Annotated in this window: 27 protein-coding genes and 2 pseudogenes; 16 read left to right on the top strand and 13 right to left on the bottom strand. The window is 70.5% G+C overall.

Features of this window, described 5'->3' with window-relative positions:
* Positions 1-6 precede the first annotated feature (6 nt).
* Positions 7-909 (top strand): EamA family transporter, encoded by a 903-nt coding sequence (locus tag AC0VYD_RS13705; protein WP_475475918.1) that lies wholly within the window; start codon positions 7-9, stop codon positions 907-909.
* A gap of 10 nt (positions 910-919) precedes the next feature.
* On the opposite strand, the gene AC0VYD_RS13700 is transcribed toward AC0VYD_RS13705, so the two are convergent.
* The gene (locus AC0VYD_RS13700; RefSeq protein ID WP_475475917.1) at positions 920-1,759 is read right to left on the bottom strand and encodes an alpha/beta fold hydrolase; all 840 of its coding nucleotides are present in this window, start codon (positions 1,757-1,759) and stop codon (positions 920-922) included.
* A 158-nt stretch (positions 1,760-1,917) separates the two neighbouring features.
* Between AC0VYD_RS13700 and AC0VYD_RS13695 the strand changes: the two genes are divergently transcribed.
* Positions 1,918-3,804, top strand: coding sequence for an ABC transporter ATP-binding protein (locus AC0VYD_RS13695; protein ID WP_475475916.1), 1,887 nt, complete (start codon positions 1,918-1,920; stop codon positions 3,802-3,804).
* Positions 3,805-3,932: 128 nt separating this feature from the next.
* On the opposite strand, the gene AC0VYD_RS13690 is transcribed toward AC0VYD_RS13695, so the two are convergent.
* Positions 3,933-4,319 carry a VOC family protein gene (locus AC0VYD_RS13690; RefSeq protein WP_475475915.1) on the bottom strand — a complete coding sequence of 129 codons (387 nt, stop codon included), beginning with the start codon at positions 4,317-4,319 and terminating at the stop codon, positions 3,933-3,935.
* A 137-nt stretch (positions 4,320-4,456) separates the two neighbouring features.
* Here AC0VYD_RS13690 and AC0VYD_RS13685 point away from each other — a divergent pair, with 137 nt between their 5' ends.
* The 6 genes from AC0VYD_RS13685 (at position 4,457) to AC0VYD_RS13660 (ending at position 8,571) form a co-directional block, all read left to right on the top strand.
* Positions 4,457-5,191 (top strand): SDR family oxidoreductase, encoded by a 735-nt coding sequence (locus AC0VYD_RS13685; RefSeq protein ID WP_475475914.1) that lies wholly within the window; start codon positions 4,457-4,459, stop codon positions 5,189-5,191.
* 237 nt (positions 5,192-5,428) lie between these two features.
* A complete protein-coding gene (locus AC0VYD_RS13680; protein WP_475475913.1) occupies positions 5,429-5,854 on the top strand; it encodes a fluoride efflux transporter FluC in 426 nt (141 codons plus the stop codon).
* Entirely contained in the window at positions 5,851-6,219 is a 369-nt protein-coding gene (gene crcB / locus AC0VYD_RS13675; protein ID WP_475475912.1) for a fluoride efflux transporter CrcB, read from the top strand. The genes AC0VYD_RS13680 and crcB overlap by 4 nt, the downstream gene beginning before the upstream one ends.
* 36 nt (positions 6,220-6,255) lie before the next feature.
* Positions 6,256-6,915, top strand: coding sequence for a class I SAM-dependent methyltransferase (locus AC0VYD_RS13670; protein WP_475475911.1), 660 nt, complete (start codon positions 6,256-6,258; stop codon positions 6,913-6,915).
* A gap of 121 nt (positions 6,916-7,036) precedes the next feature.
* Positions 7,037-7,639, top strand: coding sequence for a class I SAM-dependent methyltransferase (locus tag AC0VYD_RS13665; RefSeq protein ID WP_475475910.1), 603 nt, complete (start codon positions 7,037-7,039; stop codon positions 7,637-7,639).
* Positions 7,640-7,872: 233 nt separating this feature from the next.
* Positions 7,873-8,571 carry an SRPBCC domain-containing protein gene (locus tag AC0VYD_RS13660; protein WP_475475909.1) on the top strand — a complete coding sequence of 233 codons (699 nt, stop codon included), beginning with the start codon at positions 7,873-7,875 and terminating at the stop codon, positions 8,569-8,571.
* Positions 8,572-8,743: 172 nt separating this feature from the next.
* Here the strand turns inward: AC0VYD_RS13660 and AC0VYD_RS13655 are convergent, their stop codons facing one another.
* On the bottom strand, positions 8,744-9,166 hold the full coding sequence (locus AC0VYD_RS13655) for a hypothetical protein (RefSeq protein ID WP_475475908.1): 423 nt from the start codon (positions 9,164-9,166) through the stop codon (positions 8,744-8,746).
* Between the two features lie 47 nt (positions 9,167-9,213).
* Complete coding sequence (locus AC0VYD_RS13650) at positions 9,214-10,167, bottom strand: hypothetical protein (RefSeq protein ID WP_475475907.1); 954 nt, start codon at positions 10,165-10,167, stop codon at positions 9,214-9,216.
* 126 nt (positions 10,168-10,293) lie between these two features.
* Between AC0VYD_RS13650 and AC0VYD_RS13645 the strand changes: the two genes are divergently transcribed.
* Positions 10,294-11,295, top strand: coding sequence for an ArsR/SmtB family transcription factor (locus AC0VYD_RS13645; protein ID WP_475475906.1), 1,002 nt, complete (start codon positions 10,294-10,296; stop codon positions 11,293-11,295).
* Positions 11,296-11,626: 331 nt separating this feature from the next.
* Here AC0VYD_RS13645 and AC0VYD_RS13640 read toward each other — a convergent pair whose 3' ends face one another.
* Positions 11,627-12,160 carry an NUDIX domain-containing protein gene (locus tag AC0VYD_RS13640; RefSeq protein ID WP_475475905.1) on the bottom strand — a complete coding sequence of 178 codons (534 nt, stop codon included), beginning with the start codon at positions 12,158-12,160 and terminating at the stop codon, positions 11,627-11,629.
* A 60-nt stretch (positions 12,161-12,220) separates the two neighbouring features.
* A complete protein-coding gene (locus tag AC0VYD_RS13635) occupies positions 12,221-12,640 on the bottom strand; it encodes a RidA family protein (protein ID WP_475475904.1) in 420 nt (139 codons plus the stop codon).
* An 80-nt stretch (positions 12,641-12,720) separates the two neighbouring features.
* Here AC0VYD_RS13635 and AC0VYD_RS13630 point away from each other — a divergent pair, with 80 nt between their 5' ends.
* On the top strand, positions 12,721-13,095 hold the full coding sequence (locus AC0VYD_RS13630; RefSeq protein WP_475475903.1) for a winged helix-turn-helix transcriptional regulator: 375 nt from the start codon (positions 12,721-12,723) through the stop codon (positions 13,093-13,095).
* Positions 13,096-13,127: 32 nt separating this feature from the next.
* On the opposite strand, the gene AC0VYD_RS13625 is transcribed toward AC0VYD_RS13630, so the two are convergent.
* Positions 13,128-13,616, bottom strand: coding sequence for an N-acetyltransferase family protein (locus tag AC0VYD_RS13625; RefSeq protein ID WP_475475902.1), 489 nt, complete (start codon positions 13,614-13,616; stop codon positions 13,128-13,130).
* 145 nt (positions 13,617-13,761) lie between these two features.
* Positions 13,762-16,050: an ATP-binding cassette domain-containing protein gene (locus tag AC0VYD_RS13620; protein WP_475475901.1), complete on the bottom strand. Its 2,289-nt coding sequence runs from the start codon at positions 16,048-16,050 to the stop codon at positions 13,762-13,764.
* Positions 16,051-16,132: 82 nt separating this feature from the next.
* On the opposite strand from AC0VYD_RS13620, the gene AC0VYD_RS13615 reads away from it, so the two are divergent.
* Both AC0VYD_RS13615 and AC0VYD_RS13610 read left to right on the top strand, forming a co-directional pair.
* Positions 16,133-16,963 carry a TetR/AcrR family transcriptional regulator gene (locus AC0VYD_RS13615; RefSeq protein ID WP_475475900.1) on the top strand — a complete coding sequence of 277 codons (831 nt, stop codon included), beginning with the start codon at positions 16,133-16,135 and terminating at the stop codon, positions 16,961-16,963.
* Between the two features lie 67 nt (positions 16,964-17,030).
* Positions 17,031-17,591, top strand: a complete 561-nt coding sequence (locus AC0VYD_RS13610; protein ID WP_475475899.1) for a pyridoxamine 5'-phosphate oxidase family protein — start codon at positions 17,031-17,033, stop codon at positions 17,589-17,591.
* A 192-nt stretch (positions 17,592-17,783) separates the two neighbouring features.
* On the opposite strand, the gene AC0VYD_RS13605 is transcribed toward AC0VYD_RS13610, so the two are convergent.
* Entirely contained in the window at positions 17,784-18,548 is a 765-nt protein-coding gene (locus AC0VYD_RS13605) for a class I SAM-dependent methyltransferase (protein WP_475475898.1), read from the bottom strand.
* Between the two features lie 98 nt (positions 18,549-18,646).
* On the opposite strand from AC0VYD_RS13605, the gene AC0VYD_RS13600 reads away from it, so the two are divergent.
* The gene (locus AC0VYD_RS13600; protein ID WP_475475897.1) at positions 18,647-19,099 is read left to right on the top strand and encodes a pyridoxamine 5'-phosphate oxidase family protein; all 453 of its coding nucleotides are present in this window, start codon (positions 18,647-18,649) and stop codon (positions 19,097-19,099) included.
* A 44-nt stretch (positions 19,100-19,143) separates the two neighbouring features.
* Here the strand turns inward: AC0VYD_RS13600 and AC0VYD_RS13595 are convergent, their stop codons facing one another.
* Positions 19,144-20,115: a DNA-binding protein gene (locus tag AC0VYD_RS13595; RefSeq protein ID WP_475475896.1), complete on the bottom strand. Its 972-nt coding sequence runs from the start codon at positions 20,113-20,115 to the stop codon at positions 19,144-19,146.
* Positions 20,116-20,812: 697 nt separating this feature from the next.
* On the opposite strand from AC0VYD_RS13595, the gene AC0VYD_RS13590 reads away from it, so the two are divergent.
* Positions 20,813-21,133 (top strand): MerR family transcriptional regulator, encoded by a 321-nt coding sequence (locus AC0VYD_RS13590; RefSeq protein WP_475475895.1) that lies wholly within the window; start codon positions 20,813-20,815, stop codon positions 21,131-21,133.
* Positions 21,134-21,257: 124 nt separating this feature from the next.
* Here AC0VYD_RS13590 and AC0VYD_RS13585 read toward each other — a convergent pair whose 3' ends face one another.
* The 3 genes and pseudogenes from AC0VYD_RS13585 to AC0VYD_RS13575 all read right to left on the bottom strand — a co-directional run.
* Entirely contained in the window at positions 21,258-21,764 is a 507-nt protein-coding gene (locus AC0VYD_RS13585) for a DinB family protein (protein WP_475475894.1), read from the bottom strand.
* Positions 21,765-22,023: 259 nt separating this feature from the next.
* Positions 22,024-22,164: pseudogene (locus AC0VYD_RS13580) on the bottom strand (Mini-circle protein); the annotation flags it as partial.
* A gap of 259 nt (positions 22,165-22,423) precedes the next feature.
* A pseudogene (locus AC0VYD_RS13575) lies at positions 22,424-22,564 on the bottom strand (Mini-circle protein); the annotation flags it as partial.
* Positions 22,565-22,861: 297 nt separating this feature from the next.
* Here AC0VYD_RS13575 and AC0VYD_RS13570 point away from each other — a divergent pair.
* Entirely contained in the window at positions 22,862-23,206 is a 345-nt protein-coding gene (locus AC0VYD_RS13570) for a hypothetical protein (RefSeq protein ID WP_475475893.1), read from the top strand.
* A gap of 118 nt (positions 23,207-23,324) precedes the next feature.
* Entirely contained in the window at positions 23,325-24,299 is a 975-nt protein-coding gene (locus AC0VYD_RS13565) for an aldo/keto reductase (RefSeq protein WP_475475892.1), read from the top strand.
* The last annotated feature ends 26 nt before the right edge of the window (positions 24,300-24,325 follow it).

Genomic DNA, 24,325 nt, shown 5'->3' with positions numbered 1-24,325 from the left:
CGCGGTATGACGACTTCCACCGGTGCCGAACAGAGCGGGCACGCAGTCGCGAACACCGACCCGGGAACGGGTTCGGGGCGCTGGCGAGGTGTGGCCGTGATGCTGGCCGGGGGCACCTCCAACCAGGTCGGAGCGGCCACCGGGGCCCTGGCCTTCCCGGTGATCGGACCGGCCGGGGTGGTCGCCATCCGGCAGTGGGTCGCCGGTGCGGTTCTGGTGGTGGTGGGGCGGCCCCAGCTGCGTTCGTTTACGTGGTCGCAGTGGTGGCCGGTGTTGTCGATGGCGGTCGTGTTCGGCGCGATGAACCTGACCCTGTACCTGGCGATCGACCGCATCGGCCTGGGGCTGGCCGTCACCCTGGAGTTCCTCGGCCCCTTGGCGGTGGCCTTGGCCGGTTCACGCCGTTGGACCGACCTGGTGTGCGCGCTGGCTGCGGGCGGCGCGGTCACGGCACTGATGCGTCCGCAACCCTCCACCGACTATGCCGGGCTCACCCTGGCCCTGATGGCGGCGGCGTGCTGGGCGGGGTACATCCTGCTCAACCGGACGGTGGGACGACGGTTGCCGGGTATCGAGGGTTCGGCGGCGGCAGCGGGTGCCTCCGCTCTGGTGTTCGTGCCGGTCGGGGGCGCCGTGCTGTACCTGAACCCGCCCACCCCGGTGGCTGTCGCCTGCGCGGCCGCGGCCGGGGTGCTGTCCTCCATGGTGCCCTTCCTGGGCGACCTGTACGCGTTGCGACGGGTCCCGGCCAGCTTCTTCGGGTTGTTCATGAGCGTGCATCCGGTGATGGCGGCGCTGGCGGGCTGGCTGGTCCTGGGGCAGGTCCTGGACTGGGTGGAGGGTGCAGCGATCCTGGCGATCGTGGCGGCCAACGCGGTCAGCGCCGCCGCCCTGGCCGGGCGTCCCTGACGCACGGTGCTCAACCCCGTAGGAAGTCCAGCACCGGTTCGGTCTGGCCGAGGACGGCATGACCGACGCCGGGCAGGACCCTGACCTGGGCGTGCGGAACGCACTCGCGTACCCGCCGGGCGGTCTGGGCCGAGTCGAACATCAGGTCGCGCTCGCCCACGGTCACCTGGACCGGTACGGCCAGGGTGTGCAAGGCCTCGTCCGAGAAGACCGGCAGGGTCTCGGTACGCGGACGGAACTGGGCGAAGTTCTCGACCACCGAGTCCAGCACCGCCTGGTCCCCGGGTCGGTCCAAGCCGGTCATCAACCGGGCGGCCAGGCGTTTGCCCCTGCGCCCGAACAGCATCAGCAGGGCCGCGCCCAGGATCCGCCACCGCCTCTGGGCACCCGCGCCGCCGGGGCACAGCAGTGACAGCCGGGTGACCCGGTCGGGGCGGCGGATCGTGTAGTCCAGCGCGGTCCAGCCGCCCAGGGACATCCCCGCCAGGGCGGTCTGTTCCAGACCCAGACCGGCGCACACGTCGTCCAGCCACAGCGCGCTGGCCTCGGTGGCCAGGTCGGGGCGTGCGGGCGCGCTCAGCCCGGGTTCACCGGGCAGGTCCACCGCGTACACCCGGAAGTGCTCCGACCAGGCGGGCAGGTCCGCGAACCAGGCGGTGGTGTTGGCCCCCGAGCCGTGCAGCAGTACCAGCGGCGGGGCCTGCTCGGGCCCGCAGGCGAGCACGAAGGTCTCTCCCTCGCGGGTGGGCAGGTACAGGTGCTCGGCAGGGACCGGCCCCTCCGCCAGGGCCTGGCGGTACCGCTCCTGCAGCCTCAGCCCTCCGGCTTCGGTCCGGTAGATCATGCTCATGACATGGAACCTCCTTTTAGTTCCTTAAGCTACCCTAAAATTCCCTTGGATAGGTGACTATAAGGACAAAAAAAGAAGTTTGGTCGGAAACTTGACCTCAACTAATGTTGAGGTTCTACGGTTCAAGGGAACCCAACCCAACGGACCGGTGGACGACCATGAGTATGGAAATGGCCGCGTGGAACTCGATCTACCACGCGATGCACGCCCAAGAGGACCAGCGCCCCTTCTCCCTGCCGATCCTGCGCAGGATCGCCTCCTTCGCCCGCCCCCACTCCCGGCACCTGGGCTGGTTCCTCGCCCTGAGCGTGCTCACGGCAGTCCTGGCCGTGGCCTCCCCGCTCCTGGCCGGGGAGGTCGTCAACGCCATCGTCAGCGGCTCCGCGATCGAACCCGTCCTCCGCCTCGCCGGGCTCATCGCCCTCGTCGCGGTCGCCGAGGCGGCCCTGTCCCTGATCGTGCGGTGGCTGTCCGCCAGGATCGGCGAGGGACTCATCCTGGACCTGCGCACCAACGTCTACGACCACGTCCAACGCATGCCGGTCGCCTTCTTCACCCGCACCCGCACCGGAGCCCTGGTCAGTCGGCTCAACAACGACGTCATCGGCGCCCAACGCGCCTTCAGCGACGTGCTGTCCGGGGTGATCAGCAACCTCGTCACCCTCGTCCTCGCCCTGGCCGTCATGGCCACCCTGTCCTGGCAGATCACCCTGATCGCGCTCCTGCTGCTGCCCGTCTTCGTCCTGCCCGCCCGCCGCATGGGCGCCCGCCTCGCGAAGATCGAACGCGAACGCACCCTCCACAACGCCGCCATGGGCACCCAGATGACCGAGCGCTTCTCCGCGCCCGGCGCCACCCTGGTCAAGCTCTTCGGCCGGCCCGGCGAGGAGTCCGCCGAATTCGCCCGCCGCGCCTCCCGCGTCCGCGACATCGGCGTCCGCACCGCCATGGTCCAGGAGGTGTTCTTCACCGCCCTGACCCTGGTCTCCGCGCTCGCCCTGGCCCTGGTCTACGGGCTCGGCGGCTTCTACGCCCTGCGCGGCCAGATCGACGCCGGAACCGTCGTGTCCATGGGCATGCTCCTCACCCGCCTGTACGCGCCGCTGACCGCCCTGGCCAGCGCCCGCGTGGAGGTCATGAGCGCCCTGGTCAGCTTCAGCCGGGTCTTCGAGATCCTCGACCTCAAGCCCCTGGTGGACGAGAAGCCGGACGCGCGTCCGGTCCCCGAGGGACCGGTGTCCCTGGAGTTCGACGGCGTCACCTTCGGATACCCCACCGCCGACAGGGTCTCCCTGGCCTCCCTGGAGGAGGTCGCCACCCTCGACACCACCGACAACGGGCCCGTCCTGCACGAGGTGTCCTTCCGCGTCGAACCCGGGCAGACCGTGGCCCTGGTCGGCTCCTCCGGCGCGGGCAAGTCCACCATCGCCCAACTCACCCCCCGCCTGTACGACGTGGACGAGGGCACCGTACGCCTGGCCGGGACCGACGTCCGCGACCTCACCTTCGACTCCATCCGCGCCACCCTGGGCATGGTCACCCAGGACGGCCACCTCTTCCACGAGTCCATCCGCGCCAACCTGCGTCTGGGCTCCCCCGAAGCCACCGACGACCAGATCTGGGACGCGCTGCGCCGGGCCCGCCTGGACACCCTGGTCGCCTCCCTGCCCGAGGGCCTGGACACGGTGGTCGGTGAACGCGGCTACCGGTTCTCCGGCGGTGAACGCCAGCGGCTGACCATCGCCCGCCTCCTCCTGGCCGGACCCGAGGTGGTCATCCTGGACGAGGCCACCTCCGCCCTGGACTCCACCTCCGAAGCCGCGGTCCAGGCGGCCCTGGCCGAGGCACTGGAGGGCCGCACCGCCCTGGTCATCGCCCACCGGCTCTCCACCGTGCGCGCCGCCGACGCCATCCTCGTGGTCGAGGCCGGACGGGTCGTGGAGCGCGGCACCCACACCGAACTCCTGGCCCGGGGCGGACGCTACGCCGAACTCCACCGGACCCAGTTCGCCGAGGGGAACCCCGAACCGGCCACGGTCAGCTAGGCACCTCCCAGGAACACCGGAGGGCCGGGCCCCTCCGGAGCCGGAACCCGGCCAGGAACCCCGTCCCCCGGTGGCGCCACACCGGGGGACGGCCGCTCCCGGTCACGGGGATGACGGAGCGGGTCCGCTCAGCCGAGCAGGTCCCAACGGTTTCCGGCGATGTCGAGAAAGACCGCGACACGACCGTAGGGCTCCGTGCGCGGCTCGGTGACGAACCGGACCCCGGCAGCCGCCATACGTGTGTGGGCCGCCTGGAAATCGTCCACACGCAGGAAGAAACCGACGCGTCCGGCGACCTGGTCTCCGACCACCCCGGCCTGTCCGTCACCGTCGGCCCGGGCGAGGAGCACGCCCGTCCCCGCCCCGGGCGGACGTACCACGACCCAGCGTTTGGGGCGCCCGTCGTCGGTCAGCGAGGGCGAGTCCTCCACGAGTTCGAAGCCCAGGGCGCTGACGAAGAATTCGATCGCGGGATCGTAGTCGTCGACGACGATGGTGACCAGGTCCAGGTTCATGGCTTCAGCCTAGGGAGTTCCGGCGGGGTGAACGGGGACGAAGCCGAGCGGGACCGCGCACTGGTCGGCGGACGAGGGCGGGGCGGCACCCGTAAATCCGTGGCCCCTGGCGCGGCGCCCGTGCCAGGCTCTCCGCCATGACAGCGAACGAGGCACACGAAGCGCCCCCGGCCGACGGTACGGATCCGGCCAGCGGCAGGGTCCTGGTCAGCGGGGCGACCGGTGGGATCGGCTCGGCCCTGGTGGACGCACTGGTGGCGCGGGAATGGTCGGTCACGGCTCTGGGCCGTGACCGCGAGCGCCTCGCCGCACTCTCCCGCGGACGTCCGCGGGTACGCACGGTGCGAGCCGACCTGCGCCGCCCCGAAGCCCTCGCCGAGGCGGTGGCCGACCTCGGGGAACTGGACGCGTTCGTGCACTGCGCCGGGGTGTCCCCGGTCGCCCCGGTCGCGGATTCACCGGTGAGTCTGTGGCAGGAGGTGCTGGCGGTCAACCTGGTCTCGGCCGCCGAACTCACCCGCGCCCTGCTGCCCGCCCTGCGCGCCAGCCGCGGGCACGTGGTGCTGGTCAACGCCGCACCCGGTCTGCGCGAGGTGCCGGGGTGGGCGGCCTTCGCCGCGAGCAAGGCGGGGCTGAGCGAGCTGGCGGGCTCCCTGCGCCAGGAGGAGGCCGCGCACGGGGTGCGGGTGAGCGGTGTCCACCCTGGCGGGACCGCCACGGAACTGCTGCGCGAGGTGCGGAGCGCGTTCGGGCGTGACTACGACCCGGCTGCGTGCATCCAGCCCGCCACCCTGGCCCGCGCCGTCGTCGGTGTGCTGGAGCTGCCGCGCGACGCCCAGGTCACCGAGATCCACCTGCGCCCCGGCGGATGAGACTGCTCGCCCGCCGCCCCGGGCCGCCCCCGCGTTGAACGGGACGGCAGGGCACAGCGGCCGGGCTCGGACCGGTGGCCCGAACAGCCGACACGCCAGTCCGGTCGGAGGATGCGCCTGACTCCCGGGATCGCCCGGACCGCGCCGGGCGGGCCAGGGCTTTTCCCCGCACGGCAGGGGTGCCTTCGGGGCGGGGCCGCGTACGGGGAGGGAGTCGCCCAGGTGCAGAATGAACCCATGTCCTCACCCGCACGGGGCGCTCCTTGGCCCCTGGTCGCCGCCGTGTCCGCGGGCGGGGCCCTGGGCGCACTGGTCCGCCACGGCCTGGACGTGCTCGGACCGCAGTCGGCCTCCGGGGTCTCCTGGACGGTCCTGGCGGTCAACGTCAGCGGCAGCCTGCTGATCGGCCTGCTCATGGAGCTGATCGCCCACCGCCGACCCGGGAACCGCTTCGTCCGGCCCTTCTGGGGCGTGGGCCTCCTCGGCGGCTACACCACCTTCTCCGCCTACGCCATGGACGTGGTGAGCGCCCTGGAACGGGGAGCACCACAGGTCGCACTCGCCTACCTCGCCCTCACCCTGGCCGGGGCGCTCACCGCCGCCTGGGCCGCCTCGTCCCTGGCCCACCGCATCCTGTCCCGCAACGGAAGGGGGCAACCGTGAGCGCGCTGATGGTCGCCCTGGGTGCCGCCCTGGGAGCCCCCGCCCGATTCCTCGTGGACCTTGCGCTCAAACGCCGGTTCGGGGAGGACTTCCCCTGGGGGACCCTGCTGGTGAACGCGGTGGGCAGCCTGATCCTGGGCGCGTTGGCGGCGCTGCCGCTGTCCTTCGAGGCGACGGCGTTCCTGGGCACGGGGCTGTGCGGGGCTCTGACCACCTACTCCACGTTCGCCTACGAGAGCGTCCAGCTCACCAGGGCCAAAGCTCGGGGCCGGGCCCTGTCGTACGTGCTGGCGAGCCTGTGTCTGGGGCTGGGCTCGGCGTGGCTGGGCCTGACCGCGACGGCCCTCCTGCTCGGCCCGGGCTGACCGCCGGCCCCATCCCGATCTCACTACTGTGGCCGCATGCCCCTGCTGACACCTCTGCTCTCCCGTCTGGACCGGTTCAACCGGCGCCACCCCTGGAGCCACAACGACCGCCTCTCCCCCTGGGTGGTGCGCAGGGTCGCGGCCAGCGGGGCACGCGAGGTCCTGGACGTGGGGTGCGGCACCGGAAACCTGGCCGCCCGCCTGGGCCGCCGAGCGGATTCGGTCACAGGTCTGGAACCAGACCCGGAAACCGCGCGGCTCGCCGCGGCCCGCTTCGTGGACACCCCCGGAGTCACCATCACCGGGGCCCGGTTCGACCAGCGCGACACCACCCGCCGCTGGGACGCCATCACCCTGGTCGCGGTCCTGCACCACCTGCCCCTGGAACCGACCCTGCGCGAACTCCGCGCCGCCCTGGCCCCCGGCGGGCGCCTGGTCGTCGTCGGCTGCCACCGTGACGAGGGTCCGGCCGACCAGTTCACAGGATTGGTCTCACTCCTGCTCAACCCGCTCGTGGGCCTGTGTCGACACCCGGCCCCGGCTACCGGTCCGCCTCCGCACATGCGCGCACCCACCACGGAACCGCGGGAGACCCTCGCCCGCATCCGTGCCGTGGCCGCCAGGGAGCTGCCCGGGGCGCGCGTACGCAGACGCCTGTTCTGGCGGCACACCCTGGTCTACGACCACCCGGCCTGACCCCGACCCCAATTATTGCCGTTCTGGCAACAGGCTTTGCCGCAATACCGGTGGTCGGGGCACCGTGGTGGCGGAGGAGGCCAGCAGACCTCTCCGAACCCCGTCACCGAGGAGACCAATCATGGACGCACAGTTCTGGGACGACAGGTACGGCAGCCGCACCCAGCTCTTCAGCGGCGACCCCAACGGCGTCCTCGTCACGGAGCTGACCGACCTGCCGCCCGGGCAGGCCCTCGACGCGGGCTGCGGCGAGGGCGGCGACGCGCTGTGGCTGGCCCGACGGGGCTGGCTGGTCACCGCAGTCGACATCTCCCAGGTCGCCCTGGAACGCGCGGCCACCGCCGGAGCCGACGTCCAGGGACGGGTGTCGTGGAAACACGGCGACCTGACCACCACCCCTCCTCCTGCTGAGGCCTTCGACCTGGTCGCGGTCCACTACTTCCCACTCCCGCGCCGGGCCGACCACGGCGCACTGCGCGGGCTGCTGTCCGCCGTCGCTACGGGCGGCACACTCCTCTTCGTCGGCCACGACATCACCGGCCTGCCCGAGCGTTTGGACGACGGCCACGTTCCCGCGGACTACTACCAGCCCGCCGAGGTCGCCGATCTCCTGGGCCCCGACTGGGACATCTCCGTCAACGAGACCCGCCCGCGGGTCGTCCCCGCGCCGCCGGGTTCGCACCACACCCACGACACCGTCCTGCGCGCCCGACGCACCCGGTGACCCGGACCGCTCCCGCACGGGCTCCGTTTGTTCGGGAGTGGTGGCCCGCCGGCGACCGGAGTAAAGTGGAACGTGGCGCGGTCCCGCGCCCAACCTCCGGCCCCGGCGCCCACGCCGTCGGCCTCGCGGAGGCAAAGGGGACCCTGGAGTTCTCGGGACGCCGGTCTGACGTGTGGCCCTTCCGGCGGGGCGGCGGGAGCGTGGGGCTCGTCGCGGACCGCCGAGGAGCCGTCATGACCAGCCAGAAGTCCTTCAAGCAGCGCGTGCGTTCCCGGATGGACAGGACCGGCGAGAGCTACACCGCCGCCCGCGCGCACCTGATCACGGACCCCGAGTCCGTGCCAGGCTCCGATCCCGTCAGCGAACCCGCCCCGCGTGCGGGCACCGGCGCCGCTACCATCCGCGAGCGCGTCTCCGGCACCAAGCTCGCCGAGGCCACCGGCCGCGACTACGAGGTCTGGTTCGCGCTGCTGGACGCCTGGGAGGCCACCGCTCGTACCCACACCGAGATCGCCGCCTGGTTGGTGGAGGAGCACGGTGTGAACGGCTGGTGGGCCCAGACCGTCACCGTCGCCTACGAGCAGGAACGCGGTCTGCGCGTTCCGGGTCAGAAGAAGGACGGTTTCGCCGCCAGCGTCAGCAGGACCGTGCACGTTCCGGTGGAGCGGTTGTTCGCGGCCTTCGCCGACCCCGAACTGCGTGCCCGCTGGCTGCCCGTCGAGGCGGCCGAGCGCACGGCCAAGCCGGGCAGGCGCTTCACCGCGGACCTGCCCGAGGCCACCCGTATCGCCGTGACCTTCCAGGCCAAGGGCGAGGCCAAGGCCCTGGTCGGCATCGAGCACACCCGCATCACCACCGCCGAGCGTGCCGCCGGGTGGAAGAGCGACTGGCGCACCTGGCTGACCGACCTCAAGAAGCTCCTGGAAAGCTAGAACGGCGAAGTACGCGCTACGGGGATACGCGCGAGTCCGCCAGTCTCGCCCCCGAGTGCCGAAGGAGGGCCTTCGGGACGGAGAGGACGGTCGTCCCCGCCGCCCCGAAGGCCCTCCCCGCCTTCCCGGGCCGGTTACGGGCCGTGCGGCCCCGCCGTGGTCGGCGCATCGGTCACAGGTTGGTCCACTTGTGGGAGGAGATGTTGTTGTTCAGCGCCTGGCCGGAACCGGCGCCGGTGTTGGCGTCGAAGGACCAGCGGCTCAGGTTGGCGAGGGCCACGCCGTTGTGCACTCCCCGGCGGGCGCCGGAGTGGTTGAGCCCCCAGTAGACCCACACGTCGTCGAGGTTGCCCGGGTAGCCGTTGTTCCACAGTGAGGACGTGGTGTTGCGGCACGACCGCCAGTTGGAGGAGTTGCCCGACCAGGACCCGCAGTGGTTCTTGTAGTCGAAGCCGTAGTAGGCGTGCAGCCTGCCGTCGGCGGCCGAGGCCGCGGTGGGGGATCCGACCTCCTGGGCCTGCGCGACGGGGGCGTTGAACAGGGTCGCGGCGGTGATCACCGCGGCGACCAGGGCTGTCATGCGCTTGGTCCTCATGGTTTCTTGCCTTTCTCGCCGTGTCTCTTACTCCTCCGGGGGTGGGGTCACCCCCGGAGTTCGGGGCCCCCGGTCCGCTCCGCCTCACCGACGACGGTGCGGGCCCGGGGCAGGGCGTCAAGTTGCAGACGCCGCTGCGTCTCCAGCGCGGAGCGGTGGCGCTCGCGCAGTTCCTGTTCGTGCTGTTCGTCCAGGTCCGCCACGGTCCCGGCCAGTCCGGAGTCCGTGGCGCAGCGGGCTTCCGCCAGTGCGAGCCCGATCTCCTCCTGCCGGGGCAGGGGGTCCTGCGGGGGAGGCAGGGCGGCGCGGATGTCGGCCGGTGTGGCGTAGTCGTGTCCGGCGGCGCGCATGCAGTCCGCCCAGGGCCGGACGGCCTCCAGGTAGCGCGGATCGTTGACCACGCCCTGGTGGCGGAGCGCGGGAAGGGCCTCGACGGTGGTTCGGGCCTGGAACCAGGAGGCCAGGTCGCCGTAGAGTTCTCTGTCAGCCTGCGACTGGCACCCCTGGTCGCTGCGGCCGAGTTCCATCCCGTCGGGTGTGGTCGCCGTCAGCCCGACGGGACTGGGTCCGTTGGCGGCCACCAGCGCCTGGGCCCGGCGTTCAGGGGGCAGGCTCTCGAAGTAGCGCTCGTTGGGGTCGTTCTCGCGCAGTTCCGCGGCCTCGCGCCGAAGATCGGTTCCGTAGCCGTGCTCAGAGGCCCATTCCGGATCGTCGATGACGTAACGGAATTCCTCGAAATCGGCGACAGTGTCGTCCGAAACGACCTGGTATTCAAATCCGAGGCTTTCCATGCATTCTCGGAGCAGGAGTTGCCCGGCCGTCTCCAGCAGGCTCTCCTCTTCCGGCGTGACGTCCCGCGCGTACGCGCCCCGGTCCTCGTGGCCAGCGGCACAGGAAGTGGCGAGAAGACTGGCCAGGGCCAAGGCGGCGAGAGGCTTGCGGGCACCTCCCGCACGGACTTCCCGGCGCCTGCCGCGCCCGGCCTCCGCTTCCTCTCCCACGGAACTCCCTCCCTGTCCGAACCGCTCACCCTTCACTGCTTTCCCGGTTATTATTAAACTCGTTTTCGGGTTCGTGTGTACGTTTTCCTCCTGGCGACAACATGGCCGCAAGCGGGAAAGTCAGAAATGTCAAAAACCAGCACAAAGCTGCGCATTTATTTCAGTAGTGACGATCTCATGCGCCTACGCCTGGCCGACTCCGCCAACCCCCTGTGGGAGACCGTCAACAGCCTCCACATGCTGCAGCACAGGCAGGGCGCCCTCTTCTTCGACGAATGGCGGGAAGCCGCGCACCGGACGCTGCTGGACGGCGGCCCCCGGGAACGGGCGCTGCGGTTGCTGTTGGCGCTGGTCCCCTACGGGAACTACTGCCCCGACTTCCTCACCCCGACCGACGCGGACCCCGACCCCGACCTCGGTATCGAGTCCGTGCTGACCACACCGGTCCCCCGAATCCGTCAGGAGCTGGGTACCCTGGCCGACCACGTCCGCTCGCCCTCGCCGCTCGGCTGGCTGGCCTCGGGCGAGGCCGGGTCCATGCGCCTGCTCGGCGGTGCCCTTCGCACCTACCACCGCGCCGCGCTCGCGCCGTTCTGGACCCGGGTTCGCGCCCAGGTACACGCGGACCTGGTGCACCGTGCACGTGCCCTGCGGGGCGGTGGTTCCGAAGCGCTCCTGGCCTCTCTGGGCCCCACCGCGCTCTGGAGGTCACCCGTTCTGGAGACCGACTACCCCTTCGACCGCGAACTCCACCTGCAAGGCCGCGGCCTGCTCCTGGTGCCCTCCTTCTTCTGCTGGGGCAGGCCCGTGGCGCTCGCCGACCCCGGTCTCCCCCCGGTACTGGTCCACCCGATCGAGCACAGCCTCGGCTGGGCACGACCGGCCCCGCACCCAGTCGGCCTCGCCCCGCTCCTGGGACCCACGCGCTCCCGGCTCCTGGAGCTGGTGGCCGAGGGCGGGGTGTGCACCACGACGGGCCTGGCCCGCAGGCTCACCGTTTCCCCCGCCACGGCGAGCAAGCACCTGAACGTGCTCCGCGAGGCCCGCCTCGTGCAGAGCCGTCAGGAGGGCCGATACGTGCTGCACAGCGTCACCGGCCTGGGCCTGGGCCTGCTGCGAAGGTCGTGAGTGCTCGCTCCTCCGCGCAGCCGGACGACTCGCCCGCAGTCGGTGCCCTGCGTTTCACGGGAGGGGGGCGCACCCGGGCCCGGACCGTGGTGAGGGTCCGCCCGGCCCGAGGGCCTCGGCTCGATGAAGACCCGGCGGGCTCGAAGGCGTGCGCGTCCCGTTCCGCCCGGGCCGCGCTGAAGCCGTCGGCCCCGGGACCGCCTCCCGGGAAGGGGCATCTCCCGCCCGGAGGAGAGGTCGCGCAACAGCGGACAGCCGCGGCAGACCCCGACAGGACCCTGCAGCGGGGAGTCGTCGCAACGCGTGGGGCCGGTTCCCCGCTGTGGGCAGCCTAGACCCACACGTAGTTGTCGTCGGTGACCGCTGCCAGGGCGGCGTCGGCGACGACCGCGTGAGGATCGGGCAGAGCGGCCAGAGCCGGTCCGATCGGCGGAAAGAGCGGTAGGTCTGCGGTTCGCCGGTAGTCCACCCACTCGACGACGCCCACCTCGTGGCCCCCGCCGGGTAGCTCGTCGTACTCCTCGGTCGCAAGTACGTCGCGCATCTCAGGGGTGACGTGCAGGCGGTAGAGCAGGTGGAGCTTGCGCGGCGGGGTGGGTCCCGGCCGGGTGACGCGCTGGTCCACCACCCACAGCAGTTCCGGCGTGCCGACCCGGCCCGGGGGCAGCTCCAACTCCTCGTGCAGTTCGCGCCGGAGCGCGGCCTGCAGCTCCTCGCCGGGTTCGACATTCTCACCGGGTGGCGTGTAGTGGACGGAGCCGGGGCGGTCGCGGCGGATGAGCGCGACCTCCTCCTCGCAGAACACCAGGGCGCCGACTCGGATCTTGATGCGGGAGAAGGGTGCGTGGGCGAATGGATTCGTCATGCGGGCCAGTATCGCGGGGCAGCCTCCGGTCCGAACGGACTCGGAGGCTGCCGACGACGGTCAGTCCAGGACGGCGTAGGCCTCGACCTCGACGAGCACGTCGGGCTCGAACAGGTAGTCGACGCCGATGGCCGACACCGGAGGCAGCGGCCGCGGAAGCCCGAGTTCGTCGGTGACGTTCTCGATGCCCGCCATGAACGCACCCACCTTCTCTCCCTTGTCAGGGCCCCAGCCGGTGAGGAAGAAGCGCAGACGTACGACGTCGGAGAAGGTCGCCCCCGCGCCGGCCAGGCCGCGCGCGGCGTTGCGCAGGACCTGCTCGACCTGACCGGTGAGGTCGCCGGTCGCGATGAGGTCGGCGTCCGCGTCGCGCGCGATCTGACCGGCCACGTGCACCTGACGGGTGCCCGTGCCGATCGCGACGTGGTGGTAGGGGACGGGCTGGAACATGCCCTCGGGGGTCAGCAGCTGCACACTCATGGAAGGTTCCTCCGTTTGGCGTTTTCCGGTATCCAATGTCTACTAGGTAGCCAAAGGGAACCTCAACGAGACCAGGTGTCATGCAGGAAACCGCCCACTCCCCGGCCACCCCGCCCCAGATCAGCGCGGAGCACCGAGAACTGCTCGACCAGATACTCGACAAGTGGTCGCTCCACGTGCTCGACCGGCTGTGCGAGCAGCCCTCGCGCTTCAGCGAACTGCGCCGGGCGATCCCCGCCGTCACCCAGAAGTCCCTCACCGCGACCCTGCGGCGCCTGGAGCGCAACGGGATGGTCGATCGGATCGTGGTGAGCACGCGCCCGCTCGCCGTCGAGTACCGCATCTCATCGCTCGGAAAGACGCTCCAGGACCTCATCGACGCGTTGCTGCGCTGGACCACGGTCAACATGCCCGAGGTCGAGCGCGCACGCGAGCGGTTCGACGAGCAGAGCTGAACAGGCCGCCCGCGGCCGTGGCGGGATGGTGCTCAGAGCAGTCGGTACATGACGTGCAGACCGACGTAGCCGTGCACGGGGTGGCGGAAGCCCTCCGACAGCGTGCCCGCCACCTCGAAGCCGAGCGACTCGTACAGTCGCACCGCATTGGTGTTGGTTGCCACGACCGCGTTGAACTGCATGGCCCGGTAGCCCGCGTCACGCGCCCAGTCCAGGGAGTACTCGCACAGCGCGCGCCCCACCCCCTGGCCGGTGCGGGCGGGGTCGACCATGTAGCTGGCGGAGGCGATATGGGCGGCGTTGCCCATGTGGTTGCGGTTCATCTTTGCCGTGCCCAGGACCGTGCCGGACCCGTCCACGGCGACCACCGTCCGGTCGGGTTCGGGCAGCAACCACCAGCCGCGCCCCTCCCCCTCACCGAGGTCCGTGGGGAAGGTGAACGTCTCTCCCGCGGCGACGATCCTGTGGAAGAACGGCCAAATGGCAGGCCAGTCGGCCGTGGTGGCTTCTCTTATCTGCATTCGCAGATCATGACAGCTCCTCATCACACCGGAACCGGAAATGAAGCCACAGTGCGTCTTCGGGACCGGTGCCCGGGTTCGTAGAGGCGCGGTGCGGGGCCCGTCCCCCGGGACGGGCCCCGCACCGGGCGGCATCGTCCTCGTCCTAACCGTCCTGTGCCTGGCGCCCCAGGTAGGCGCGCAGGTGGCGGGCGGTCAGGGTCTCCGCCCCGTCCACCAACTCGGCGGGGGTGCCCTCGAACACGACCCGGCCACCGTCGTGGCCCGCTCCGGGACCGAGGTCGATGATGTGGTCGGCATGGGCCATGACGGCCTGGTGGTGCTCGATCACCACCACCGTGTTGCCGTCGTCCACCAGACGGTCCAACAGCGCCAACAGCCGGTCCACGTCGGCCAGGTGCAGGCCGGTGGTGGGCTCGTCGAGCACGTACACCGCGCCCTTCCTGGACATGGAGACGGCCAGCTTCAGGCGCTGGCGCTCACCACCGGACAGGGTGGTCAGCGGCTGGCCCAACCCCAGGTACCCCAGGCCCACGTCGTACATCCGGTCCAGGATGGTGCGGGCGTTGCCCGAGGTGAAGAAGTCGCGCGCCTCCACCACGGACATGGCCAGCACCTGGCTGATGTCCCTGCCGCGGAGCTTGTGTTCGAGTACCTCGGCCCTGAACCGGCGCCCCTCACACTTCTCGCAGGTGGAGGCGACCCCGGCCATCATCGCCAGGTCGGTGTAGATGAGGCCGGCCCCCTTGCACTCACCGCACGCCCCCTCGGAGTTCGCACTGAACAGGGAGGACTTGACCTTGTTGGCGCGGGCGAAGGCGGTGCGGATCGGGTCCAGCAGCCCGGTGTAGGTGGCCGGGTTGGAGCGGCGCGACCCCCGGATCGCCGACTGGTCGACCACCACCACGTCCTCGCGGCCGGGCAGCGCCCCGTGGATGAGTGAGCTCTTGCCCGAACCCGCCACTCCGGTGACCACGGTGAGCACACCCAGCGGAATGTCCACCGACACGTCCCGCAGGTTGTGCGAGCTGGCCCCGCGGACGGGGATGGCCCCGGTGGGGGTGCGCACGCTCTCCCGGAGTCGGGCCCGGTGGTCCAGGTGGCGCCCGGTCAGCGTGCCCGACTCGCGCAGCCCGGCCACGTCTCCGGTGTAGGTGACCGTGCCGCCGTCGGGTCCGGCGCCCGGGCCCAGATCCACGACGTGGTCCGCGATGGCGATGGTCTCGGGCTTGTGCTCGACCACCAGCACGGTGTTGCCGTTGTCGCGCAGGCTGAGCAGGAGGTTGTTCATCCGCTCGATGTCGTGCGGGTGCAGGCCCACGGTGGGCTCGTCGAAGACGTAGGTGACGTCGCTGAGGCTGGAGCCCAGGTGGCGGACCATCTTGACCCGCTGGGCCTCGCCGCCGGACAGCGTGCCCGACTCCCGGTCCAGGCTCAGGTAGCCCAACCCCACCTCCACCAGGGAGCCCAGGGTGTGGGCGAGGTTGTCCACGAGCGGTTTGACGGAGGGCTCGTCGATGCCCCGGACGAACTCGGCCAGGTCGCTGATCTGCATGGAGGCACACTCGGTGATGGTGCGCCCGTTGACCCTGACCTGCCGTGCCGCGGGGTTGAGCCGGGTACCCGCGCACTCGGGGCAGACCGAGAAGACCACGGCCCGGTCCACGAAGGCGCGGACGGAGGACTGCATCTTCTCCCGGTCCTTGGCCAGGTAGGTCCGTTTGATCTTGGGGACCAGGCCCTCGTAGGACAGGTTGCTGGTGCCGACCTTCACCTTGGTGGCGGGATGGTGCAGGAAGGACTGCCACTCCTCGTCGGTGTAGTCGCGCAGCTTCCGGTCCGGGTCCAGCAGTCCGGAGTGGGCGAAGACCTGCCAGTACCAGTTGCCGACCGCGTACCCGGGGACCGTGATGGCGCCCTCGTTCAGGGACAGGTCCCGGTCGTAGAGCTCCGCCACGTCGATCTGGTTGGTGCGGCCCAGCCCCTCGCACTCGGGGCACATGCCTTCGGAGTTGTTGAAGCTGAAGACACTGGAGGGCTCCAGGTGCGGGGTGCCCGCCCGGCTGAAGACGATCCGCAGCATCGCGTGGGCGTCGGTGGCGGTGCCCACGGTCGAGCGCGAGTTGGCGCCCATCCGCTCCTGGTCCACGATGATCGCCGCGCTGAGGTTGCGCAGTGCGTCCACGTCCGGCCGGCCCACACTGGGCATGAAGGACTGCAGGAAAGCTGTGTAGGTCTCGTTGATCAGCCGCTGGGACTCGGCGGCGATGGTGCCGAAGACGAGCGATGACTTGCCCGAGCCGGACAGGCCGGTGAAGACGCTCAGCCTCCGCTTGGGGATGTCCAGGGAGACGTTGTCGAGGTTGTTCTCCCTGGCCCCGCGGACCTCGATGGTGTCGTGGGTGTCCGCCATGGTGGTGGGTTCGGAAGGCAAGCTGCTCCTCAGGGTCCTGGGAAATCCTTATGCAGTAAACTAACAGCCAGCGAACATTAGTTTATTAAGTAAGGAGATGCAAGTGGTGGTCTACGCCGGACAGGGCGACCCGCGCCGCTCCATGGCGCTGCTGTGGCGCGGCCAGGAGCCGACCGAACGCACCGGCCCCGGCCCCAAGGCACAGCTGAGCGTGGACCTGGTGGTGGAGACCGCCATCGAGGTCGCCGACACCGAGGGAATGCAGGCCCTGTCCATGCGCGCCGTGGGTGAACGGCTCGGCCGCACCGCGATGTCCCTGTACACCTACGTGGCCAGCAAGAACGAACTCATCGACCTCATGTACGACCACGCCTTCGGTGAACTGGTACGCGAGTGGGAAAAGGCACCCACCCTGCAGGACACCGACGACAGAACGGGTTGGCGCGAGGCCGTCCTGGACTGGGCCGGGAACCTGTGGCGCTTCTACCTGCGCCACCCCTGGAGCCTGGAGATCTCCCAGGCACGTCCGGTCCTGGGACCCAACGACTACCGGCTCTTCGAGGCGTTGGCCGCGGTCCTCCACCGCGCGGGGCTCGGCCCCAAGGCCATCAGCAGCGCCTACGGCAGCCTGTTCAACCTGGTCCGAGGCATGGTCCGTACCGCCGCGGAGGCCCGCCAGGCCCAGACCGTGACGGGGATCGCCGAGGACGAGTGGTGGTACGCCCGCTCCGCCCAACTGGAGGAGGTGGCGGTGGACTTCTCCGAACGCTTCCCCACCCTGACCCTGATGAGCCAGGGCGGCGCCTTCGACAACGCGGATCCCGAGGAGCCCTACCTGGAGCAGGAAGCCTGGGAGACCTTCCGCTTCGGTCTCAACGCGCTGCTGGACGGTATCCAGAGCCAGATCGACGAATCCCCGTCCGCCGCCCCCTGAGCCGCGCGGCCCCCGGCCGTGCGACCTCCCCGCGGCCGGGGAACGTCCGCGTGCCACACTTTCGGCCATGGGAAAGATCCACGAGACCATCGGGCCCCGGCTGGAACGGTTCCTCCTCGACCAACCGGTCTTCTTCGTCGGCACGGCACCGCTGGACTCCCGGGGCCACGTCAACGTCTCCCCCAAGGGCATGGGCGGCACCTTCGCCGTACTCGGCGAACACCGGGTGGCCTACCTCGACTACACCGGGTCGGGCACCGAGACCATCGCCCACCTGCGGGAGAACGGTCGCATCGTGCTGATGTTCTGCGCCTTCGAGGGGCCGCCGAACATCGTCCGCCTACACGGGCAGGGCCGCGCCGTCCTGCCCGGCACCCCCGAGTTCGACGAACTGCGCTCCCGCTTCCCCAAGGAGCGCACCCTCGGCCAGCGTTCGATCGTCGTGGTCGAGGTCCAGCGCATCGCGGACTCCTGCGGGTTCTCCGTGCCCCTGATGGACCTGCGTGAGGACCGCGACCTGTTGGACCGGTACCACGAACGCAACGGTCCGGAGTACTTCGACAACTACTGGCTCGAACGCAACGCCACCAGTATCGACGGCCTGCCCGGGCTCCCCCCGCCCCGGTGAATCCGGCACCCCTCAGGCGCACCGCGGATCAGCAGGAGCTCAGCAGGAACAACAGCAGCGCGGTCAGCGCGATCGATACCAGCAGGGACGTCATGCAGCCCCACCGGCTGTTGTAGAAGACGAACACGGGCACCTCCCTCAGCTCCGTGAGCTTTCCGGTGCCCCGTACCTACCCCGCCCCGGCGCCGGTTCTCAGGCCGGGCGGGCGAAGGTGATGATCTCCGGGCTCGTGCCGGTGAGCGGGCTGCGGTCCCAGTACCCGTACTGGGCGCTCACCGCCAGCCCGGCACCGGCAAGAAAGGCGTTGAGGGTCTCCGCGTCCAGGAACCGCAGGGTGCTGCGGCTGGACTGGGATCGCGCCCAGCCCTCGACGCTGAAGTCGGAGGTGAAGGTGACCAGGTCGCCCTCGACCCCTCGCAGGCGGTGCACACAGGTGGCCCTGTGCCCGTCCGGGCCCGCCACGGTGCGTGCCCGTTCGGGGGTCCAGGCCTCCCAGCCCCGCACGGCGGGGTTGCGGGTCTCGAACACGAACCGGCCGTCGTCGGCCAGCATCCTGCGCACCGCGGCCAGGTTGGCGTACACCTCCTCGTCGGTGAGGAACACCTGGAAGGCGTGCCCGGACATGATGACCAGGTCGAACCCGCCCTCCTCCAGCGGTTCGGCCTCCCCGTCGTAGGGACCCGCGACCAGATCGCCCAGGGTCCACTCGACGTCGTCCCGCTCGCGGCGGCCCACCTCCAGCATCGCGTCGGCCGGATCCAGCCCCACCAGGCGACCGGTGTGCCCGCGCTCGCGCGCCACCCGATGGATCTTGCCGGTTCCGCAGCCCACGTCCAGGACCGAGCGGGCTCCCATCACCAGGTCGAGGTAGAAGTCGTCCTGTGGTGAGACCTGCCAGTGGTCGAAGTAGTCGTAGAGCTCGGCCAGGTCCGGGTGGGAGAAGCATCGATCGACCATCCGCACATTGTGGCGCTCCGGTCCCCTGCGGCCAACGGGTTTTCCACAGCCTTCGGGGGCCTCTTCTCCCGTGCTGGAGCGCGACCTAGCCTGAAGGGGTGACCGACATCCCCGGCAGCCCTCGGCAGGACCCGCCCTTCGACGTCGACGATTTTCTTGCCCGTCCCCTGGTCGCCCGGGTGGCCACCACCAACACCTCCGGCGAACCCACGGTCAGACCGGTCTGGTTCCTGTGGGAGCAGGGATGCCTGTGGTGGATCACCGGGGAGTACGCGGTCATGGCCAAGCACCTGGAACGCCACCCGCGTACCGCCGTGGCGGTGGACACCTGTGACCTGGAGCGGATGGAGTTCCTCCAGGTGATCATGCGGGGCAGAGCCGAGGTGGTGCCCTTCGACCCGGCGCTCGCCCGACGCAAGCTGAGCCGTTACCTGGGCGAGGACCAAACGGCCTGGCATCCGGACTTCCGGCACTACGCCGACGACGCGCGCCTGGTCCGTTTCCGACCCGAGCGCACCGTGGTCAAGGACCTGTCCAAGACCAGGCTCTGAGAGGTTCCCCGGACACGCTGGTGACAGCGGGTCAGAGGCGCTGGTCAGAGCTGGCGGGCCGCCTCGCGCAGGGAGGGCCTGCGGCGGGCGCCGTCCAGCAGGCGGGCGGCATGGTCGAGTATGCGTCGGGTGCGCACCGAGGCCACCTCTCCCCGGTGGGGCAGGACGTCGCGCACCAGCACGGTCTCGGCCTCGTCCCAGGAACGGGCTCTGGCAAGTGCACACAGCAGGCTCGCCCGGTAGACGGCGATCGATCGTCCGTGGTGCGGGGCTCCCCGGCAGGCGGCGTGGAAGAATTCGGCGGCCTGCCCCCAGTCCCCGGCGTCGGCCAGGGTCATGGCGTGGTGCCAGCTGATCTCCGCCTCGGTCAGCCACCACGCCCATGCCGGATCCTCCGGTCGGGTTCCGTCCAGGTGGCGAGCGCGTGTGTGGCGGATCAGGAGTCGGGCGCGGGCGTGTTCGCCTGACTGGGCGGCGGCCCGCGCGGCGCGGAGGGTGAACAGGGTGGCCGCGCTCCCCCGGACACCGCCGGACATTGCGGTGTCGCAGATCCGTGCGGCCTCGGCCGGTCGGCGGAGGTGGACGTCCTGCATGGCCAGTTGGCTGAGTACGAAGTACTCCATGGACCGGTCCCCGGCCGCCCGGGCGAGCCGCAGGGCTGTCGCGCTCATCCGTCTGGACAGGTCCTGGTGTTCGGAGTCGAAGGCGATCCACCCGGCGACCTGGTGTGCCTCCGAGGCGGCTGCCAGGACGTCCCTGTGGTCGGCGAACCCTGCTGCGAAGCGGCGCGCCAGTGCGGCTGCCCCGACCGCCGTGGCCACCACGTCACGGGCGCCGAAACGGGTGTCCAGGGCGATGATGCGCGCACTCGTGTCCCGCACCGTGACGGTCGTGTTCTCGGCTCCGCCTTTGCCGAGGGAGTCAGGGGCGCTCGCCCAGGCGGGGTCGGTGTCCGGCCCTTCGGTCAACGAGGGCTGTCCGTGTGCGCCAGGGTCGTCGGGGGCTTCGAAGGGCATGCTCGGGTTTCTCTCCACGGTGAAATGTCCCCAACCGTCGCCCTCTGGCGGCCAGCTCGGATACCTCCTCGCGGGACACGAAAAAATCTATAGCGGCCACTGTAGACATCCCCTTGGGGTGCTGTTAGATTTCCTGTCGTAGGAACAGAGATCCACCAGCATGACCACCGGATACGCCGGTGGAGAGCAGGACCGCAGTACCGCGGGAAGCGGCTTTCCGCCCGCACGGGGAAGGCCGCGCAACAAGGAAGAGAGCAGGACGGCTCGGCCAGCGTGCACGTGCTTCAAGACGCCGGGAGCCGGTAGGACAGCAGTACGCGTCACCGCAGGACGGAGTCCCGCCCGCACGGGGGACGCCGAGCAGGACGAAAGGCGCAGTAAGGCTTGACCGGCGCATGGTTGTAGGCGTCGGGGGCCGGTAGCACCGTAGTAGTGAGAAGTGCACGGATTGAGATCGAGAGGAGTAGTTGCCATCAGGATCGCCTGGGCGCGCGAGAACACAGCCCGGGTACCGCAGGCCCCGGTTCGGAAGAAGGTGGTCCACGGTCACACAACCGCGATCCCCGCTATCCCGTCCCAGCTTGACCTCGGGAAGCGGAAGACCGGCATCAGCCGGTAGGTGGTAATGAACTCTCGGGCCCCAGCGCCGTTTGGCGCTGGGGCCCTCGACGTGCGATCAGGAGAGAAAGAGAAGCGCTTGTCCCGTCCCGCAACCGGTGACCGGTTCGACGATGACGACTACCCCGCCTACACGGTGGGCAACGCCGCGGAGATGCTCGGCACCACGCCGGCGTTCCTGCGCGCCCTGGGCCAGGCCCGGCTGATCGAGCCGCTGCGCTCGGAGGGCGGACACCGCCGTTACTCCCGCTACCAGCTCAGGATCGCCGCCCGGGCGCGTGAACTCGTGGACGAGGGCACCCAGATCGAGGCCGCGTGCAGGATCATCATCCTGGAGGACCAGCTGGAGGAGGCCAAGCGCATGAACGAGGAACTGCGCGCCGCCGACCCGCCCGACTGAGAGCGCACCACCCGGAACCGGGCGCCCGCCCGGGCCGGCTTTCGAACGGGAGGCCTCTTCCTGACGCGGAGTGCGGCAGGGCCTGCACCGGAACCCCTCGGGCCCGTGCGGGCCCGAGGGCTGACTACTCCCCCGTGGCCCCGTCGATCCGCTCGCGAATGAGGTCGGCGTGACCGTTGTGGCGGGCGTACTCCTCGATCATATGCACCAGGATCCAGCGGTACGAGCAGTCCTCACCATGCCGCCGGGCCTTGCCCACCGCCTCCAGCGGCAATCCCTCGGACACCTCGCGGGCGTGCTCGATCTCGGCCCGCCACAGCGCGAAGGCCTCCTCGGGCGGGGCGGCGTCCACCTCCAGGAAGTCACCGTCGGGGTTGTCGGGGGTCTTGACCGGGCAGTGGTACTCCTCCCCGTTGAGGACGACGCGGAACCACATGTGCTCCACGTAGGCCATGTGCCGGACCAGGCCCAGCAGGGACATCGGCGAGGGCGGGGCGGAGCGTTCGCGTAGCTGCGGAGCAGACAGACCCTGGCACTTGACCGCAAGGGTCTGGCGGTGCCAGTCCAGCCAGCTGTTCAGCATCGTGCGCTCGTCGGCGATGAAGGGCGGGTCGGTGCGGAGGTCGTTCATGAGCCGTGACCCCAGGGCTCCGTTCCGCTCCGGGCAACGGGTTTCCCGGCAACGGGTCGCCCGCTCCCCCGTCACCGGCGATAGGTCGTCGGTGAGCGCACCGAACCGGCTCCGAGGTGTACCTTCGCCCCAGACGGCGGCAGGGCCCCGGGCGACGGGGCCGACCACGAGCTCCCCCGGGTACGGCGGTGGCCGCGGCAACGGTCTTCGGCGCGCCTGGCCTGACAGCGTGCGGGAAGACCGGATCCTGACCGGGGAGTGGAACACGGCCCACGCGTAGCTGCGGAGCAGACAGACCCTGGCACTTGACCGCAAGGGTCTGGCGGTGCCAGTCCAGCCAGCTGTTCAGCATCGTGCGCTCGTCGGCGATGAAGGGCGGGTCGGTGCGGAGGTCGTTCATGAGCCGTGACCCCAGGGCTCCGTTCCGCTCCGGGCAACGGGTTTCCCGGCAACGGGTCGCCCGCTCCCCCGTCACCGGCGATAGGTCGTCGGTGAGCGCACCGAACCGGCTCCGAGGTGTACCTTCGCCCCAGACGGCGGCAGGGCCCCGGGCGACGGGGCCGACCACGAGCTCCCCCGGGTACGGCGGTGGCCGCGGCAACGGTCTTCGGCGCGCCTGGCCTGACAGCGTGCGGGAAGACCGGATCCTGACCGGGGAGTGGAACACGGCCCACGCGTAGCTGCGGAGCAGACAGACCCTGGCACTTGACCGCAAGGGTCTGGCGGTGCCAGTCCAGCCAGCTGTTCAGCATCGTGCGCTCGTCGGCGATGAAGGGCGGGTCGGTGCGGAGGTCGTTCATGAGCCGTGACCCCAGGGCTCCGTTCCGCTCCGGGCAACGGGTTTCCCGGCAACGGGTCGCCCGCTCCCCCGTCACCGGCGATAGGTCGTCGGTGAGCGCACCGAACCGGCTCCGAGGTGTACCTTCGCCCCAGACGGCGGCAGGGCCCCGGGCGACGGGGCCGACCACGAGCTCCCCCGGGTACGGCGGTGGCCGCGGCAACGGTCTTCGGCGCGCCTGGCCTGACAGCGTGCGGGAAGACCGGATCCTGACCGGGGAGTGGAACACGGCCCACGGTTTCGAGGGAGGAGCGCACACATGAGCGACCGGATCCGCACCTTCGAGGTCATCGTGTCCGGTTACGCCGACTTCGGGGAGGTGATGGCGGCCAACAGCCGTGTGGCACTGCTGCTGTGCCCCGAACCCGACCACTCCGGCCCCTGCGAGGTCCCCTGGAGTCTGGCCGCGCGCACCGAGCCCGAGGAGGAGCACCCCGCGGGCACGGGGGAGAGCGTGGTCGCGGCCATCTGCGCCACCCCGGAAAGGGCCGAACGGGCGGCCGAGAGCATCGGCGCACTGCTGGGGCGTCCCGCCCGCCTCGTGGAGGCCGACCACGAGGAACTGCTCGATCAGTACCGGGCCGAGCGCGGCCTGACGGACTGACCTCGCGTCCGGCCGGCCAGCCGCACGGGCCGGTTGGCGGCTCCTGGCCCCTCCCCGAATCCGGTCCGGGGCCAAAGGCCCGCCTGGGAGCGATTCCAGAGGGCCTAGGATCACGTGCATGGACACACGTGTACTCGGTACCATCGCCGACGTCGGCGCCGTGGGCTTCGGTGCCTGGCAGATCGGCTCCGCCTGGGGCGAGGTCAGCGAACCAGACGCCATGAGCGCCCTGCACACGGCGGTGGAGGAGGGCGTCACCTTCATCGACACCGCTGACGTCTACGGCGACGGGCGCAGCGAACGGCTCGTCGGGCAGCTCCTCAAGGAGCACCCCCATCTGACCGTGGCCACCAAGATGGGTCGTCGCATGGCCCAGGAGCCCGCCCACTACAACTCGGGCAACTTCCGGGCCTGGAACGACGACTCACGCCGCAACCTGGATGTGGACACCATCGACCTCGTCCAGTTGCACTGCCCGCCCTCGACCGTCATCGACAGCGACGCGGTCTTCGACGACCTGGACGCCATGGTCGACGAGGGCCGCATAGGCGCCTACGGGGTGTCGGTCGAGACCTGCGACCAGGCCCTGGCCGCCATCGCCCGGCCGAACCTGGCAAGCGTCCAGATCATCCTCAACGCCTTCCGCCACAAGCCCCTGGAGCGCGTTCTGCCCGCCGCCAGGGCGACCGGGGTCGGTGTCATCGCCCGAGTCCCCCTGGCCAGCGGTCTGCTGTCGGGCAAGTTCACCGCCGAGAGCCGGTTCGGCCAGGACGACCACCGCAACTTCAACCGCCACGGTGAGGCCTTCGACCGCGGCGAGACCTTCTCGGGCATCGACTACGAGACCGGACTGGAGGCTGTGGAGCGCCTGCGCCCGCTGGTACCCGAGGGCGCCACCATGGCCCAGTTCGCGCTGCGCTGGATCCTGGACCAGGACGGGGTGAGCGTGGTCATCCCGGGCGCCCGCAACGCCGAGCAGGCCCGCGGCAACGCCGCCGCCGCGCAGTTGCCCCCGTTGGACGCCAAGACCCACGCGCAGGTGCGCGAGGTCTACGACAAACTCATCCGCCCCCAGGTCCACCACCTGTGGTGAGCTGACCCCTGCTTCGCCCGGGGCGC

The organism is Nocardiopsis sp. iso_40, assembly GCF_056173285.1.
The sequence above is the reverse complement of the archived record's forward strand: the minus strand, read 5'-3'. Positions and strand labels throughout refer to the sequence as shown.

Excerpts from the sequence above, each read along its gene's own strand:
- AC0VYD_RS13705 (WP_475475918.1), top strand. The coding sequence starts at position 7 with ATGACGACTTCCACCGGTGCCGAACAGAGCGGGCACGCAGTCGCGAAC.
- AC0VYD_RS13700 (WP_475475917.1), bottom strand. The coding sequence starts at position 1,759 with ATGAGCATGATCTACCGGACCGAAGCCGGAGGGCTGAGGCTGCAGGAG.
- AC0VYD_RS13695 (WP_475475916.1), top strand. The coding sequence starts at position 1,918 with ATGAGTATGGAAATGGCCGCGTGGAACTCGATCTACCACGCGATGCAC.
- AC0VYD_RS13690 (WP_475475915.1), bottom strand. The coding sequence starts at position 4,319 with ATGAACCTGGACCTGGTCACCATCGTCGTCGACGACTACGATCCCGCG.
- AC0VYD_RS13685 (WP_475475914.1), top strand. The coding sequence starts at position 4,457 with ATGACAGCGAACGAGGCACACGAAGCGCCCCCGGCCGACGGTACGGAT.
- AC0VYD_RS13680 (WP_475475913.1), top strand. The coding sequence starts at position 5,429 with ATGTCCTCACCCGCACGGGGCGCTCCTTGGCCCCTGGTCGCCGCCGTG.
- AC0VYD_RS13670 (WP_475475911.1), top strand. The coding sequence starts at position 6,256 with ATGCCCCTGCTGACACCTCTGCTCTCCCGTCTGGACCGGTTCAACCGG.
- AC0VYD_RS13665 (WP_475475910.1), top strand. The coding sequence starts at position 7,037 with ATGGACGCACAGTTCTGGGACGACAGGTACGGCAGCCGCACCCAGCTC.
- AC0VYD_RS13660 (WP_475475909.1), top strand. The coding sequence starts at position 7,873 with ATGACCAGCCAGAAGTCCTTCAAGCAGCGCGTGCGTTCCCGGATGGAC.
- AC0VYD_RS13655 (WP_475475908.1), bottom strand. The coding sequence starts at position 9,166 with ATGAGGACCAAGCGCATGACAGCCCTGGTCGCCGCGGTGATCACCGCC.
- AC0VYD_RS13645 (WP_475475906.1), top strand. The coding sequence starts at position 10,294 with ATGTCAAAAACCAGCACAAAGCTGCGCATTTATTTCAGTAGTGACGAT.
- AC0VYD_RS13640 (WP_475475905.1), bottom strand. The coding sequence starts at position 12,160 with ATGACGAATCCATTCGCCCACGCACCCTTCTCCCGCATCAAGATCCGA.
- AC0VYD_RS13635 (WP_475475904.1), bottom strand. The coding sequence starts at position 12,640 with ATGAGTGTGCAGCTGCTGACCCCCGAGGGCATGTTCCAGCCCGTCCCC.
- AC0VYD_RS13630 (WP_475475903.1), top strand. The coding sequence starts at position 12,721 with ATGCAGGAAACCGCCCACTCCCCGGCCACCCCGCCCCAGATCAGCGCG.
- AC0VYD_RS13625 (WP_475475902.1), bottom strand. The coding sequence starts at position 13,616 with ATGCAGATAAGAGAAGCCACCACGGCCGACTGGCCTGCCATTTGGCCG.
- AC0VYD_RS13610 (WP_475475899.1), top strand. The coding sequence starts at position 17,031 with ATGGGAAAGATCCACGAGACCATCGGGCCCCGGCTGGAACGGTTCCTC.
- AC0VYD_RS13605 (WP_475475898.1), bottom strand. The coding sequence starts at position 18,548 with ATGGTCGATCGATGCTTCTCCCACCCGGACCTGGCCGAGCTCTACGAC.
- AC0VYD_RS13595 (WP_475475896.1), bottom strand. The coding sequence starts at position 20,115 with ATGCCCTTCGAAGCCCCCGACGACCCTGGCGCACACGGACAGCCCTCG.
- AC0VYD_RS13585 (WP_475475894.1), bottom strand. The coding sequence starts at position 21,764 with ATGAACGACCTCCGCACCGACCCGCCCTTCATCGCCGACGAGCGCACG.
- AC0VYD_RS13570 (WP_475475893.1), top strand. The coding sequence starts at position 22,862 with ATGAGCGACCGGATCCGCACCTTCGAGGTCATCGTGTCCGGTTACGCC.
- AC0VYD_RS13565 (WP_475475892.1), top strand. The coding sequence starts at position 23,325 with ATGGACACACGTGTACTCGGTACCATCGCCGACGTCGGCGCCGTGGGC.